The organism is Lysobacter sp. TY2-98, from assembly GCF_003367355.1.
GTDB lineage: Bacteria > Pseudomonadota > Gammaproteobacteria > Xanthomonadales > Xanthomonadaceae > Cognatilysobacter.
The window spans coordinates 2,333,340-2,346,945 of record NZ_CP031413.1 but is presented as its reverse complement, the minus strand read 5'-3'; the positions used below and the strand labels follow the sequence as shown (position 1 = coordinate 2,346,945).

General features: G+C 67.5%; 15 protein-coding genes. 9 read left to right on the top strand and 6 right to left on the bottom strand.

Features of this window, described 5'->3' with window-relative positions:
* Nucleotides 1-345: 345 nt before the first annotated feature.
* Both DWG18_RS11425 and DWG18_RS11420 read right to left on the bottom strand, forming a co-directional pair.
* Entirely contained in the window at nucleotides 346-1,203 is an 858-nt protein-coding gene (locus DWG18_RS11425) for a PA4780 family RIO1-like protein kinase (RefSeq protein WP_115647306.1), read from the bottom strand.
* Between the two features lie 285 nt (nucleotides 1,204-1,488).
* Complete coding sequence (locus tag DWG18_RS11420; RefSeq protein WP_115647305.1) at nucleotides 1,489-2,286, bottom strand: M48 family metallopeptidase; 798 nt, start codon at nucleotides 2,284-2,286, stop codon at nucleotides 1,489-1,491.
* Between the two features lie 242 nt (nucleotides 2,287-2,528).
* Between DWG18_RS11420 and DWG18_RS11415 the strand changes: the two genes are divergently transcribed.
* A complete protein-coding gene (locus DWG18_RS11415) occupies nucleotides 2,529-3,017 on the top strand; it encodes a hypothetical protein (protein WP_115647304.1) in 489 nt (162 codons plus the stop codon).
* Nucleotides 3,018-3,125: 108 nt separating this feature from the next.
* Here DWG18_RS11415 and DWG18_RS11410 read toward each other — a convergent pair whose 3' ends face one another.
* The 3 genes from DWG18_RS11410 to DWG18_RS11400 all read right to left on the bottom strand — a co-directional run bounded on the left by DWG18_RS11410 (nucleotide 3,126) and on the right by DWG18_RS11400 (nucleotide 5,346).
* Complete coding sequence (locus tag DWG18_RS11410; protein WP_162823816.1) at nucleotides 3,126-3,356, bottom strand: hypothetical protein; 231 nt, start codon at nucleotides 3,354-3,356, stop codon at nucleotides 3,126-3,128.
* Between the two features lie 255 nt (nucleotides 3,357-3,611).
* Nucleotides 3,612-4,658, bottom strand: coding sequence for an oxidoreductase (locus DWG18_RS11405; RefSeq protein ID WP_115647302.1), 1,047 nt, complete (start codon nucleotides 4,656-4,658; stop codon nucleotides 3,612-3,614).
* 145 nt (nucleotides 4,659-4,803) lie between these two features.
* Nucleotides 4,804-5,346, bottom strand: a complete 543-nt coding sequence (locus tag DWG18_RS11400; protein WP_115647301.1) for a cytochrome c — start codon at nucleotides 5,344-5,346, stop codon at nucleotides 4,804-4,806.
* Between the two features lie 342 nt (nucleotides 5,347-5,688).
* Here DWG18_RS11400 and DWG18_RS11395 point away from each other — a divergent pair, with 342 nt between their 5' ends.
* The 8 genes from DWG18_RS11395 to DWG18_RS11360 all read left to right on the top strand — a co-directional run bounded on the left by DWG18_RS11395 (nucleotide 5,689) and on the right by DWG18_RS11360 (nucleotide 12,950).
* Complete coding sequence (locus DWG18_RS11395; protein WP_115647300.1) at nucleotides 5,689-5,973, top strand: hypothetical protein; 285 nt, start codon at nucleotides 5,689-5,691, stop codon at nucleotides 5,971-5,973.
* Between the two features lie 169 nt (nucleotides 5,974-6,142).
* Entirely contained in the window at nucleotides 6,143-6,481 is a 339-nt protein-coding gene (locus DWG18_RS11390; RefSeq protein WP_115647299.1) for a hypothetical protein, read from the top strand.
* Between the two features lie 375 nt (nucleotides 6,482-6,856).
* Entirely contained in the window at nucleotides 6,857-7,495 is a 639-nt protein-coding gene (locus DWG18_RS11385; protein WP_115647298.1) for a dihydrofolate reductase family protein, read from the top strand.
* A 263-nt stretch (nucleotides 7,496-7,758) separates the two neighbouring features.
* Nucleotides 7,759-8,049 (top strand): hypothetical protein, encoded by a 291-nt coding sequence (locus DWG18_RS11380; RefSeq protein WP_115647297.1) that lies wholly within the window; start codon nucleotides 7,759-7,761, stop codon nucleotides 8,047-8,049.
* A 132-nt stretch (nucleotides 8,050-8,181) separates the two neighbouring features.
* A complete protein-coding gene (locus tag DWG18_RS11375) occupies nucleotides 8,182-8,850 on the top strand; it encodes a DsbA family oxidoreductase (protein WP_115647296.1) in 669 nt (222 codons plus the stop codon).
* A 323-nt stretch (nucleotides 8,851-9,173) separates the two neighbouring features.
* Entirely contained in the window at nucleotides 9,174-9,638 is a 465-nt protein-coding gene (locus tag DWG18_RS11370) for a prepilin-type N-terminal cleavage/methylation domain-containing protein (RefSeq protein ID WP_205289346.1), read from the top strand.
* Nucleotides 9,639-9,644: 6 nt separating this feature from the next.
* A complete protein-coding gene (locus tag DWG18_RS11365; RefSeq protein WP_115647294.1) occupies nucleotides 9,645-12,290 on the top strand; it encodes an EAL domain-containing protein in 2,646 nt (881 codons plus the stop codon).
* A 108-nt stretch (nucleotides 12,291-12,398) separates the two neighbouring features.
* Nucleotides 12,399-12,950, top strand: a complete 552-nt coding sequence (locus DWG18_RS11360) for a YaeQ family protein (protein WP_115648155.1) — start codon at nucleotides 12,399-12,401, stop codon at nucleotides 12,948-12,950.
* A gap of 5 nt (nucleotides 12,951-12,955) precedes the next feature.
* On the opposite strand, the gene DWG18_RS11355 is transcribed toward DWG18_RS11360, so the two are convergent.
* A complete protein-coding gene (locus tag DWG18_RS11355) occupies nucleotides 12,956-13,513 on the bottom strand; it encodes a DUF1579 family protein (RefSeq protein ID WP_115647293.1) in 558 nt (185 codons plus the stop codon).
* Between the last annotated feature and the right edge of the window lie 93 nt (nucleotides 13,514-13,606).

The following is a 13,606-nucleotide window of genomic DNA, read 5'->3' as shown; positions in this document are numbered from 1 at the left end:
CGGGCGATCGCGCGTGTGAGCAACGCGGCTCCTAAGAGGCGAAACCGGGTCGGCTTCCACCTCAAAAGGGTCGTCGCTTACGCAAAAAGCCTCGGCCGCCGACGCTTGCGGCCTCATCGATGAAACGACGTATCGGACTCTCGAGATCCTAGTGCTCGTGGGCTAGGCAGTGCGTCAGGGAAGGGGCCTCTGGGACTCATCGATGAAGCAAGAAAGCCGCTCGCATGACGCTGCAAACCTCAACGATCAGGCTCCTAGCTTCACGAACGAAGAACGCGTCCCCACCGAAGCAAATCCATCCCCGGAACGCCGCGCCGATGAGGGCGGCCGGCGAAGCATCCGCCCTCAATCGTCGTACTGCGCTTCCTCGCGGCCCTGTTGGCGGATGAGCGCAAGCTCGCGTGCGTCGTTGATGGCCTCGCGCACGCTGTCGATGTCGACGTGGCGAAGCTCGGCGGTGAAGCGGCCGGTCAGCGGCGTGTCGGGCTGCAGCTCGCCGGCTTCGTACAACGCCCACATCTCTTCGGCGAACCACGTGTCGAGAAGCTCCGGTGCCCAGCGCCCCAGACTCGCGGTGAGGTTGTTCACGTCGCGCAGCAGCATCGTGCGCGCGGCGTTGTTGCCGACCGCGCTCACCACCTGCGGGAAGTCGATGATCACGGGGCCGTCGGGGCCGACCAGCACGTTGTATTCGGACAGATCGCCGTGGATCAGCCCGCAGCACAGCATCCGCACCACCTGGCGCACCAGCACCACGTGGAACGCGCGTGCCTGCTCCGGCGTCAGTTCGACCTCACCCAGTCGTGGTGCGGAAAAGCCTTCGGCGTCGGTGACGAGTTCCATCACCAGCACGCCATGGAAGTAGCCGTAGGGCGTGGGCACGCGCACGCCGGCGTCGCGCAGCAGGTACAGCGCGTCCACCTCGGTGTTCTTCCAGGCGGTTTCCTGTTGCTTCTTGCCGTACTTGCTGGCCTTTTCGATCGCGCGCGCCTCGCGGCTGCCGCGTACCTTGCGACCTTCCTGGTATTGCACGCGTTGCTTGAAGCTGCGCTGCGCCATGTCCTTGTAGACCTTCGCGCAGCGCACGTCGTCGCCCGCGCGCACCACGTACACCGCAGCTTCCTTGCCGCTCTTGAGCGGGCGCAACACTTCGTCGATCACGCCATCGTCGATGAGCGTCTGCAGGCTGGGCGGTGTCTTCACTGGGCTCCGGTCGCCGCCGCGCCGATGGCGGAGGGCGCGTAGTGTTGCAGGTCGAGCCTGTCGCTGCCGGCCACCAACGTTCCGTTCGTCAATGGGCGCTCGGTAGGCGCCCGTGGCGCGCCTCATCCCCGCGGTTCCGAGCCCCCTGAAGAGGCTCGCAGCCTCCCGCATGAAGCTCAAGCCTCATTAATGAGGTTCCGCGCTTCATCGATCGAACAAAAGGCCCCGCCGCCGAGTTCGGGTTAGCGGCGGCGGGTCACGAGCGCCGCCGTAGCACCCCCGACGTCAGAAGCACTTCGGATTCCGACCCGCACGTCGCGCCGCAGCCGCGACCGGTTGCAGGGCCGGCGCGCTCGCGCTGAGGTCGTGCAGGCGATTGGCGGGGTTCGGGTGCGTCGACAGGAACTGCGGTGGACGGCTCTTCGAAATGCTGTCCATGTGCTGCCAAAGCGTCACCGCGCGCGCAGGGTCGAACCCGGCCTGCGCCATGTAGCGCTGGCCGAGCGCGTCCGCCTCGGCTTCCTGCGTGCGTGAGTTGGGCAGCAGGAAGAAGAGCTGACCGCCGGCGCCGGCGACATTGACGAGGCCGCGCGTGGTCGCGGCGGATGCATGATGGCTGGCGACCGCACCGAGCAGCTGCACGCCGGTCTGCGTGAGGAGCTGGCGCGACACGCGCTCATTGGTGTGACGCGCGACGATGTGACCCATCTCATGGCCCAGGACCGCCGCGAGTTCGTCCTGCGACTGCACGACCTTGAACATGCCGGTGTTCACGCCGACCTTGCCGCCCGGCAGCGCGAACGCGTTGGGCGTGTCGTCGACGAAGACGCGCGCTTCCCATTGCTGCGACGAGTAGGGCGCGGGCAACACGGCGCGCAACGAATTGACGACGCAGGCGACGGCGGCCTGCTGGCGCGTGTCGGTCGACATCTTCTGCGTCGCCTTCATCTTGGCGAACTCGTCCTGGCCCATCTGCGCGAGCTGCGCATCGGACACCAGGTGCAACGGTTGGCGCGCGTCAGCGACGCCGCACAGCGCGGCGAGGGTGAACGTCAGGGCGGTTGCGAGCAGGGCCGGTTTCATCAGGATCTCCGAGGCACGTCGACAAGCAGAGTTGGCAGCGGCCCATCAACGCGGCGCGAAGCGGCCTTGGCACGTTCAGCCTTCAGCACGGGCGGGCAGGCGCGTCGAGGCGTACCAAAACGGGAACGGAGCAACGCATCCGAGCGTGTCGAACCGCACCGAGCTGAATCCGTCAGGCGCGGCCGCTTACGGATGGGCCCGCTTGACACATCGCTCACACAGCCGCTGTCTACCTTCCTCGCATGGGGGATGGCGCACGAGCGGACTTCTTCGATTGCAGGGCGGCAGCGCAGCTGCTGACCTACGACCTGATGAGGGCGGTGCGCACGATGACTCTGGACGCGGTGAAGCTCGCACGCGTTCTCGACATTGACGCGCACCAAGCCGACGCGGTGTTGTCGGGCCGCGAACTGGTCCACCCCGCATCACCGATGGGCCAGCGCAGCGTGCGGCTGGTCCGCCTGCATCGCGCACTGGGCGATGCCTTCGGGACCACGGATGCCGTCGTCGACTTCCTGACCTCCCCCGATCCGGACGACGGCTCGGTGCCGGCGTCGGTGCTGGAACAACCCGACGGCATAGAGCGTGTATTCGCACGGCTCAATTGCATCGGCGTGGACGAATGGCGTCCCGCATCGTGTGCGATGGGCGCATCGGGGTCCATGTCGCGGACGATGGAGCCGCAAGCGTTCGAGCGCGAAAGTCTCCACGGTGCGCACACGACGCTGTGAGCTTCGCTGGTGAGGATCAGTTGGCGTCCACACCCGTGGTCGTGCGTTGACTCGAGCGTTGAGCGCATCCTCTCGTTGCACCAAGTCGCTGAGAGTCGACGGCACATCTCAGAACGGACGCGGGTCGGCCGACTGATCAATCGTCAGCAACGTGCCGTCGGTAAAGGCGGCGTCGATCCGGATTCGCCACGTGGGGAAAAGCCCGAAGCTTTTCGGGTCATCCCCGATGCATTCCGTAATCCCATCGGGATCGCGTGGTTGGCAGACCAGGTGCACGCCGCGTTTCGACACGGCGTCGCGCACCTGGGGAAAGGTCGATCGAAAATCGATGCGGCTCAACTCGGCCTTCCGCCCCGACCATTGCCAGCGCCGACCGGGTGTTGATCATGGACGCCTGCCGCATCGCGCAAGAGTTGCGCCCGCAAGCGCACGCCGGTCCGCCGCTGCAAGCGGTGGGTACGTAGCGACCTGCAGCTTTGTAAGCGGCGCCGATATCCGCTTTGGGTCGACAGCGGACGTCGCCGATACCCGGGCGCGCTCCACCGCGCCAGCACGTTTGATCAAACCCCCCAGTCGAATGTGCAGCGGCAGCGTTCAGTCGAGTTGCGGCAGCTCCACCGTTCGCCGTTGCGACGCCGCCTCGATCGCCGCCTCCAGGACACGCATGACGCGGACTGCCTGGTCGGGCGGCACGGGATTCGCGCGCTCGCCCGCGAGTGCGCTGCACAGCTCGACGTAGAACTGCGACTGGTCGCCGCGCGTGGCCGGCACGGTTTCGATGGACCCATCCGCCTTGTGCCAAACGAGCGGGTCGGGATCCACGCCCCAGTCGTCGTCGCCAGGGCGAAGCCCTGCGATCAACTGTGACTCCTGGCGGTCGGCTCGCTCCTTGACCAGCGTGCCGGCGCGCCCATGCACGACGAACCGCGCACCGGATGCCGCGGCCGTCATGCTGGTATGCAGCACTGCGCGCCGCTCACCGAAGCCGAGAACGACGTGCGCCCAGTCATCCGTCGACGCGCCGGCGCGCTGCATCGCGAAGCTCGCCTGCACCGTATCGGGCCACCCGAGCAGCACGAGCGCCTGGTCGACGACGTGGGGCCCCAGATCCCACCACAGACCGCCTGCCGGGCCCGGGCGTTCGCGCCAACGGTCGCGCACCTCCGGTCGGAACCGTTCGATGCGGGATTCGAGATGCCATACGTCGCCGACGGCGCCCTTGCGTATCGCCTCCCTGACGGAGAGAAAGTCGCTGTCCCACCGTCGATTGTGAAAGACCGCCAGCAGACGGCCGTTGGCGTGCGCCAGTCGCACCAGGTCGGTCGCTTCCTCGAGCCGCGGTGTCATCGGCTTGTCGACGACGACGTGCTTGCCGGCCTGCAGCGCCGCGCGCGCGAGTGGATAGTGCGCATCGTTCGGCGCCGCGATCACCACGAGGTCGACGTCGGGCGACACCGCCGCGCGCATCGGGTCGGGCTCGACGGCGACGTCGGGCAGATCGCGGTGAACCGTCGCCTGCGACCGCGACGCGACCCGCACCAGCGACAACCCGGACACCGCGTGGATAAGCGGTGCATGGAACGTACGCCCGGCGAAGCCGTACCCGATGAGTGCAACGCGGACGGGGACCGAGGGCTTCATCGCGAGGCGGATCCTGTTGCTGGCAGTGCGCGCTGAATTTAGCGGCTTCCGAGCGAAGCACGCCCCCGGGTTGCGGGCAACGTGGTGTCAGGTGCCGTTTCAGCGCGTCACATCGGCGCGCACTGCCGCGTGTGCTCAGCGGAAGTCAGCTGCCGTCGTGATCCGCGGGCGCGCGGGACGCGACCAGTGCGTGGTACTGCGCGGGCGTCAACTTCGGCATCTGACGGACGAACGCCACGAGCGACCACAGCGTCCGATCGTCATGCGTGCGTCCCCACGCCGGCATCGCACTCATCTTGATGCCGTGCTTGATGATCCAGAACGCTTCGGCGTCGTTGTCGATGCCGTCCTGCGCGAGGTTCGGCGGCTGCGGATACAGGCCGGCGCGAAGCTCGCTGGTGGTCATGCCCGGCGCCAGGTGGCAGCCCGTGCACTCTTCGGCGTATTCGTGCGCGCCCTGTGCGATCACTGCGCGGTCATCGAGGTCGCGTGGGACGGTGACCGACTGCGCGGCGCGCTCGGTCGACGCATCGCGCAGGGTGTCGATCAGGCGAAGCGTCATCGGCGCGTGGGGAACGTCGGCGCCGATCGGGTAGGCGCCTGCATGGACGAACGCGACCGCGCCCAATGCGGCGAGGCCCAGCGCAGTGACGACGCCGAGAAGGAAGCCGCGTGCGGTGGCGGACATGGCGAACGCTCTCGAATAACGGGGTGTCAGCGTCGCGGGGCGGCCGTGTGGGCGGTGTGGACGGGCGCGGCGCTGTGTGTCAGCACCTGCCGCGAACGCCACGAACAGTGCGTGTGAACGATTTAGTAGGGGCGTGCACGTTCGAGCGCCGAAGCGCCATGAAGCACTCAAGTCAAACGCCTGCGAGCCGATGTGGGGCTGTGCCGACGCGCGGACATGCCGGCGTCGCCGACCACGCGCGGGTGTCCGCATCGTGCCAGCGAAGCGCGTCGATCCATCCACTTCCCCCACCGGTGCGCGTTGCGCCGTCGGCCGACACGCCCTGCTTTCGTCAGTCCCCCAATGAAGAATCCGGTTTCGCTCGTCGTACTGGTCGTCGCGCTTGCCGCGCCGATCGCGCTGTTCCTTGTGCTGTCGGCCGAGGATGTGAATGGCTATGTGGCGGCGGGCTTGAGCGTGAGCGCGGGATGGCTCCTCAACTTCGCCTGGGCGCTCTCCGCGTTCGACCACCGCAGCGAGTCGCGCCGCACGGTGTCGATCGCGGTGCGCTATGGCTGGGCATGCCCCGCGGTGCTGGTCATCGCCGTGGCCATCGCACAGCGCTTGGCCGATTGGCCCGTCGGCTGACGCACGCACGCGCACCGCTGACTGCGGACATGGTGGCCGCACTTCGCGACGACGGCCGCGTCGAGTCGGCCGATGAAATTGACTTGATCAACATGAACGCGCGACGTTGACGATGCGGTAACTCCGTCGTCACTAGCGTGCGCCGGTGGTTTTCAGGCGATGGCATCGAATGGGTAACGCGTATTGGGATCGGTCGGCGCTGGACGCCGAACTCCAGAACTTCTCACTGGCGGCCGTGCAGCACGCGCGCAGTCCGCGCACCGACCATTCCGATCGCGAATTCCAGGCCATGTTCCGCGACGCCGCCAAGGATCTGCTGGCGTTCGCATCGCCGCGTGATCGCGACTTCGTCTTCGACGCGCTCGAGCGCATCTGCCGCATCCACCCGCACTGCAATGCATCCACGATCGCCCACTTGCGCGCCGCGCACGAGTCGATGGACGGGATGGATGTGCCGCATCGACAGCAGGGCGGCCTGATCGACCCCATGGTGTCCGGTCCGGCGTAACGCATCGCCGAGTCGCCTGCTGTCCGCGACCACTTCGCTCGCGTGGCGACTCACCGCGCCGCGCGATAAATCCTGCGCGCCGGGGCGAAAGTCGCCGCACCGCTTGCTACAGCGCCGGGGTGTTGATTCGTCGTCTTACTGACTCAGTCGACTTCACTGGCGCGTCTTCGATCTCTGCGCCGGCCCGGATGACGCAGCGAAGGTTCGCGGTACGGTGCCGGATTGTTGGCCTCGGCGCCTCTGTACGAAGCGGGCGTGGGGCACATCGCAGCATGGCGCGTGAGGTTACGGGCGCGACGTGCGCAGACGTCGCGCCCGATGGGTGGGTACGCTTCGGCCTTCGACAACGGATCGCCATCACGGCCGGGAGAAGCAATGAGCAAGGTCTTCGTGAATATCGGGCTCAGCCTCGATGGCTATATGGCGCCCGAAGGCATGACCATGCAGCACTGGACCACGCCCGACTACAAGGACTGGGGCGCGAAGTGGGGTGCGCTCATGGGGTGGCTGCTCAAGACGGCGTACTTTCGCGAGAACCTGAAGTTCGGGCCCGGCGGCGAAACCGGGCCGGTCAACGACATGGCCCGCTACACGATGGAGCGCACCGGCGCCAACATCCTCGGCAAGCGCATGTTCGAACAGGGCGAGGCCTCATGGCCTGAAGAAGCGCCCTTCCACACGCCGGTCTATGTGCTGACGCACGAGAAGCGCGAACCCTGGGTGCGACCCGGCGGCACGACATTCCATTTCGTCAACGACGGCCCGGAAAGCGCACTTGCACAGGCCCGTGCTTCGGCCGGCGATCGCGACGTCCGCATCTCCGGCGGCGCCGATGTCATCCAGCAATACCTGAATCTCGGCGCGGTCGATGAACTCGAGATCGCGATCGCACCGGTGCTGCTCGGTGGCGGTCGACGCCTGTTCGAAAACCTGCGCGAGCCCGTACCGCGTTTCCGGATCGACCAGGTGATCAACGGCTCGTCGGCGACGCACGTGCGCTACGTGCGGGAGTAGGGCGACGCCGTGTCGCTGCGTCACAGGTGCGCGGAAGCCATCGGTGCGTGAACGTAGTGCGGCCAGTCGCCGCGATCGTGCAGGCTCGATCGAGTGCCGTGTGCCACTCGGTCGCGGATGCGGTGGGTGTCACATCGCGTGCGTCATTCCGCCGCACCCTCCACCGGGGCTTCACATTCCCAACCGGCAGCGCCGCTGTTTCACAAGCCGACACGCGTCATCGGGTACTCCTGCTTGCATCACCACCGAAGCAGGAGGTCATCATGTCGGCCGAAAGCAAGACGCCGTTCGACCACGTCAACGACACGGTGACGCAGCTCAAGGAGATGCGTCATTACTCGAAGGCCAATGTCGAGCGCCTGACCACGCAGTGGCTGCTGTTCGACAGCGAGCTCAAGAAGCTCAAGCAGGCCGACCGCATCGAAGATCTGATGGTGCGTGCCGGCGAACTGCATGAGGCGATCGAGGCGGAGATTGCCGAACTGGAGGAACTGGCGGTGTCGCTGCAGCCGGCCACCGACAGCGACGGCGGCACCGACGCCACGATCCACTGACGCTGCCGCCACAGCAACAAGACCCGAAAGGCCCCGGCGACGGGGCCTTTTTCTTCGTCTACGGTGGCCGCACATAGTTCGTGAGCCCGGGCAACGGCCCGCTCGTCCCCGACATCACCCTTCAGGCCACGCATGAATACACCGTCCACTGCTGTTCCCGTCCGCATCGACTTCGTCTCGGACGTCGTCTGCCCGTGGTGCGCGATCGGGCTGGCGTCGCTGGAGCAGGCGATCGCGCGCGTTGGTGACGACGTTGCCGTCGAGCTGCACGTGCAGCCGTTCGAACTCAATCCGGACATGCCGCCCGAGGGCGAGCCGATCGATGAGCACCTGGGCCGGAAATACGGTCTGTCGCCCGTGCAGCTGCAGCAGAACCGCGAGCGCCTGCGCGAGCGCGGTGCGGATGTGGGCGTCGACTTCGCGATGGGCGCGCGCACGCGCACCTACAACACCTTCGACGCACACCGCCTGCTGCACTGGGCCGCGGAGATGGACAAGCAGGTGCCGTTGAAGCACGCGCTGCTGCGCGCCTACTTCACCGACGGCGAGAACGTTAGCGATCACGCGACGCTGGTGCGCCTGGCGGCCCAGGTCGGACTCCCGGCGGACCGCGCGGCGGCCATCCTCGCGTCGAACGCGTACGCGGACGAGGTCCGCGCCGACGAACAGATGTTCCTGCGCGCCGGCATCAGCTCGGTGCCCGCGATCATCCTCGACCGCGAGTACCTGATCTCCGGCGGCCAGCCGGTCGAGGTCTTCGAGCAGGCGCTGCGGCAGATCGCGGGCAAGCGCCGCGGCTGACCCCGCCGTTTAAAACAATGCGGACGCGCTCCACTGCGACGTCCGTTGCACTGTTTCAGCCCGCGTCGCGCACAAGCGGCAGTGCGAACCTGAATCCGTATAGGTGTCGGAAGGCGACGTCGACCGATCGACCGGTGCGCCGGATACCGTCGAACCACGCCCCGCTCATCTTTGCGGATCGACGGCCGTTAGCGTCAGAAGACCGGGCGGAAGGGCCTTGGCGATGGCGGGTAGGCTGGCACCTCGACGGTACAAGTTCAGGGCTGCTGGCCTTCCACCCACCGGGCGGGGCTGGGGAGAGGCGAATGACGGGTGGTGGTGAGATGCATCGGATAGGCCGGCGCGCCGAGGACGGGCTGACGCTGGTGGAACTGGTGCTGGTGGTGGCGATGATCCTCGTGCTGGCGGCGATCGCGAACATCGGCTACCGGTCGATCGTTGAACGCGCCCGCGTCTCCCACGCGATCGCCGATATCGGCGAGCTCAGCATGCGCATCGAGCGCTACCACACCAACAACTTCGACTATCCCGAGAGTCTTGCCGACATCGGCGAGTCCGCGCGCCTCGATCCGTGGGGCAACCCGTACTACTACACGCTGTTGACCGGCACCAAAGGCCATGGCACGGCGCGCAAGGACCATCGCCTGAACCCGCTCAACGCCGATTACGACCTCTTCAGCGCCGGGAGCGATGGCGTGTTCAAGACGCAGATCACCCAGAAGGACAGCCTGGACGACGTGATCCGCGCGCGCGGCGGCAGCTACGTCGGCCTCGCGGAGGATTACTGATCGCCGATGTCGAACCGTTCGGGCCTCCGCATCGAAGGCACGTGGCTGCGCAGCCGACTGGCGCGGCGCGTCTTCCTCATGTTCTGCGCGATGGCGTTCGTGCCGGCTGCACTGGTGTTCTGGCTGACGTGGCGCCAGGCCGATCGCGCCATCGATACGTCCGAACACCGCAACGTCCGCGCGGAGACGCGCTTCGTCGCCTTCACCGTGCTGAGCCGCCTGCAGAGCGCCGAAGCGCTGCTCGCGCGCATCGCCGACCTGGGCGGCGTCTACGCGCCCGGCGAAACGCATCTGTTCGACGCGGTGATCCAGCGTCCGCTCGATGCGGGCGTCGCGGCGTCCATGCTGCCGCGCCTGCACGTGTGGACCCGGCCCGCGTCGCACGACACCCGTGTCGTCCTGCTGACGACGCGACGTCGGCCTGACGGATTGACCACGCTCTACGCCGGCATCCTGTCCCCGCACTACCTGCTGCATCCGGACGAGGACGTCGTCGATGGCACGCGCGTCTGCATGCACTCCGGCACGCAGACCGTCGGATGTGCGGGCCACGTCGACAACGACGCACGCATCATGCGTGATACGTGGGACCTCGACCTGAAGGCGGAATTCGGCGCGCCAGCCTGGCGTTTCGAAAGCGAACACGAACACGCGGCGATTCCCGATCTGCAGGTGCACTGGTTCGCACTGCTCGCCGCCGGCCTGCTGCTGATGGCGACGTTGATGAGCCTGGTGCAGATCCGTCGCATGCTGGTGCCGCTGGAAGCGCTGATGGACCGCATCCGTCTGTTCTCGGGCTCGCGCGGCCCCGCAGGCGCCGCGCGCGCGCCCGACGAACTCGCCGCGTTGTCGACGACGTTCGACGACATGCAACAGCGCATCGGCGGCCAGCTCGCGCGTCTGCGCGGACTGTCGACCGTCGATTCCGGGATCGTGTCGCGCCAGTCGCTGGACGACATCCTCGCGCTCGTCGCCTCGGAGCTGCGCGCACTGCCCGGTATCGCCGATGCCGCGATCGTCGTGGAGCTGTCCACCCACGGCATGCGCGACGTGCACCTTGCCGGGCGATCGAACGGCCCGCTCGATCACGGAACCGTGCTGCGCTTGCTCGATTCGCCGACGTTGGACGCCGTCGATTCGGCCTGGCAGCCCATCGCGACGCAAGACGGCGATTCGTCCGGACGCGATGCACCGGCGTATCGCCTCGCCATCGGCGAGTCCGGCGAACCGCACGCGTGGGTCGTGCTCCTTGCGCATAGCGCGACGCCGAGCGACGAGACATTCGATGCGGCGCGGCAGCTCGCCGATCGCGTGTCGATTGCACTGGCGCTCGACGCCCGCGAACGCCGGCTGGTGCACCAGTCGCGACACGATGCGCTGACCGACCTGCCCAATCGCCTTGCGGCGATCGAAGCGCTGGACGCCGCGCTCGCCGCATCCAGTGGGCCGTTCGCGGTGGTCTTCATGGACCTCGACCGCTTCAAGTCGGTCAACGATGGCCTGGGTCACGCACTCGGTGACGGCTTGCTGGTCGAGGTGGCGGGTCGTCTGCGCGGCGCGCTGCCGCACGGCGACATGGTGGCGCGCTTCGGCGGCGACGAGTTCGTGCTGCTGCTGCACAACGTTGCTCGCGCAGAGGACCTCGAAGACATCCGTGCGCGCATCGACGAGGCGCTCGCCGTGCCCGTGGTGCTCGATTCGCACGTCATGGCGCTGCGCTACAGCGCCGGCGTCGCATTCCATCCCGCCGACGGCGACAACGCACACGAGCTCGTGCAGAAGGCCGACGTGGCGATGTACCGGGCCAAGCAGGACGGTGGCGGTCGCTTCGCGGTGTACTCGCCCGGCATGAACGAGGCCGCGCGCGAAGAGGTTGAACTCGTCGCCGCGCTGCGTGCCGCACTGGCGGCGAACGCGCTCGACGTCTATTACCAGCCGCGTATCGACGCGCGCACCGGTGCACGCACCGGCATGGAGGCGCTGGCGCGCTGGCACGATCCGCAGCGCGGCTGGATTCCGCCGGCGCGATTCGTGCCGCTGGCGGAGCGCCACGGTCTCATCGATGCGCTGGGCGCGTTCGTGCTGCACGCGGCATGCGCACACATCGCCGGGTGGCGCGCACACGGGCTCCAGTTCGGGCGCGTCGCGATCAACGTGTCGAGCGAGCAGTTGCGCGCCGGCACGCTCGTCGACGACATGGGACGTGTCCTGGATGCCATGGGCGCGCAGTGGTCGGACTTCGAGGTCGAGATCACCGAATCGCTGCTGATCGCCGACGTCGAAACCAGCGCGCGCCAGCTGCAGGCGTTGCGCGAGCTGGGCGTCACCGTCGCGATCGACGACTTCGGCACCGGCTACAGCTCGCTGGCCTACCTCGCGCGCCTGCCGCTGGACACCATCAAGATCGATCGCGCCTTCGTCGTCGCGCTCGAGGAAGCCGGCACCGCGTCGGTGGTGAAGTCGATCCTCGCGCTCGCCACCGCACTCGGAAAGCGCGTCATTACCGAAGGCGTGGAAACCGATGCGCAGCTGCACGTGCTGCAGGGCTGGGGCTGCAGCGTCTTCCAGGGTTATCTGTTCCACCGCCCGATGCCGGCCGGGGATGTGCAGCGGCTGCTCGAATCGGCAGCGGTGGCGGGAACGGCGGTCTGACGGCTCGAACGTGTCGATCGAAGCGATGTACACGTGCGGCGCATGAGGCCGGCCGTCGGCGTCGACGCCATCGGCCTAGAATGGCCGCCCCTTGCCGCGCAGTCCGCCATGTCCCCGAAAGCTACCGTCGTGAAGGTCGAGCTGCAGGTCAGCGACATGGATCGGCATTACTACGCCTCGCACGCGCTCACGCTGGCGCAGCATCCGTCGGAGACCGACACGCGCCTGCTGGTGCGGCTGATCGCATTCGCGCTGTTCGCCGATGACCGCCTCGAGTTCGGGCGCGGCCTCAGCGACGAGGAGGAGCCCGCGCTGTGGCGCCGCGACTACACCGACGCGATCGAACAGTGGATCGAAGTCGGCCAACCCGACGAGTCGCGCCTGCGCAAGGCGGCCGGACGTGCGCGCGAGGTCATCGTCGTCGGCTACGGCGGCAACGCGGCGGAGATGTGGTGGTCGCGCAACGCGGCGACGCTCGCGCGCCTGTCGAACCTCACCGTGCTCGATTTCGACAGCGCGGAACTCGACGCCGCGCAGCCGCTGTTGACGCGCGGTGCGCGCCTCACCGCGATGATCCAGGACGGCGAACTGCAACTGATGGATGCCGAGCGCAGCGTCGCGCTGCGTCCGCGCATTCGACAGGGCGGCACGCCGCGCTAGGCGCTTCATCGGCGTGAGTACGCCAGCTCGACGACGAGCGCTTCGCGGCCACCACGTGTTTCGAAATAGCGCACGATGAAATGGTCGGCGTCGATGCGGTGGAATTCCTCACGCGTCGGAACGGTCTGGCCGTCGTCGAACGTCGTCTCGCCGCTGAAGCGATACGTGCGATCCGCAACGTCATAGCGGCCCCGCATGAGCAGCGGGTTGGCGAGGTGCAGGTCCATCCATATGGTCACGTAGATGTGGGTGCGCGGGTCGTAGCCGATGTAGCCCAGCGCCTGGAACGGCTCGCGCGAACTCACGCGCAGATCCTGCTGCAGCTGGCGGCCGCCGAGCACGGGCGTGAACAGCGCGGTGCCCGGGTCGATCTGCGGCGGCTTGCCGGCGTCGAGCCAGAGCGACTGGCGCACGGTCCAGAGGCCGGCGAATTCGGCCAGCTGACGGTGGCCATCGTCCTGTGCGATCGCATCCGGCAGTGGCGACGACACGTTGGCGGCGGCGATGGCATGCGTGCCGGCAGCGAGCACCAGGGTCAGTACCGCGACATGGAGAGTTTTCATCGACTGCGGATCCGTTGGGCGATCGCGCCATGGTCGGCATCGATCCGCTGCGACGCGCGCACGATCGGCTGGCGACGCGCACGGATGGATGAC

Bases quoted from the DNA above. Each gene is read 5' to 3' on its own strand.
- DWG18_RS11355 (WP_115647293.1), bottom strand. From the start codon at position 13,513: ATGAAAACTCTCCATGTCGCGGTACTGACCCTGGTGCTCGCTGCCGGC.
- DWG18_RS11365 (WP_115647294.1), top strand. From the start codon at position 9,645: ATGTCGAACCGTTCGGGCCTCCGCATCGAAGGCACGTGGCTGCGCAGC.
- DWG18_RS11405 (WP_115647302.1), bottom strand. From the start codon at position 4,658: ATGAAGCCCTCGGTCCCCGTCCGCGTTGCACTCATCGGGTACGGCTTC.
- DWG18_RS11375 (WP_115647296.1), top strand. From the start codon at position 8,182: ATGAATACACCGTCCACTGCTGTTCCCGTCCGCATCGACTTCGTCTCG.
- DWG18_RS11420 (WP_115647305.1), bottom strand. From the start codon at position 2,286: ATGAAACCGGCCCTGCTCGCAACCGCCCTGACGTTCACCCTCGCCGCG.
- DWG18_RS11360 (WP_115648155.1), top strand. From the start codon at position 12,399: ATGTCCCCGAAAGCTACCGTCGTGAAGGTCGAGCTGCAGGTCAGCGAC.
- DWG18_RS11385 (WP_115647298.1), top strand. From the start codon at position 6,857: ATGAGCAAGGTCTTCGTGAATATCGGGCTCAGCCTCGATGGCTATATG.
- DWG18_RS11415 (WP_115647304.1), top strand. From the start codon at position 2,529: ATGGGGGATGGCGCACGAGCGGACTTCTTCGATTGCAGGGCGGCAGCG.
- DWG18_RS11390 (WP_115647299.1), top strand. From the start codon at position 6,143: ATGGGTAACGCGTATTGGGATCGGTCGGCGCTGGACGCCGAACTCCAG.
- DWG18_RS11370 (WP_205289346.1), top strand. From the start codon at position 9,174: ATGCATCGGATAGGCCGGCGCGCCGAGGACGGGCTGACGCTGGTGGAA.
- DWG18_RS11400 (WP_115647301.1), bottom strand. From the start codon at position 5,346: ATGTCCGCCACCGCACGCGGCTTCCTTCTCGGCGTCGTCACTGCGCTG.
- DWG18_RS11395 (WP_115647300.1), top strand. From the start codon at position 5,689: ATGAAGAATCCGGTTTCGCTCGTCGTACTGGTCGTCGCGCTTGCCGCG.
- DWG18_RS11380 (WP_115647297.1), top strand. From the start codon at position 7,759: ATGTCGGCCGAAAGCAAGACGCCGTTCGACCACGTCAACGACACGGTG.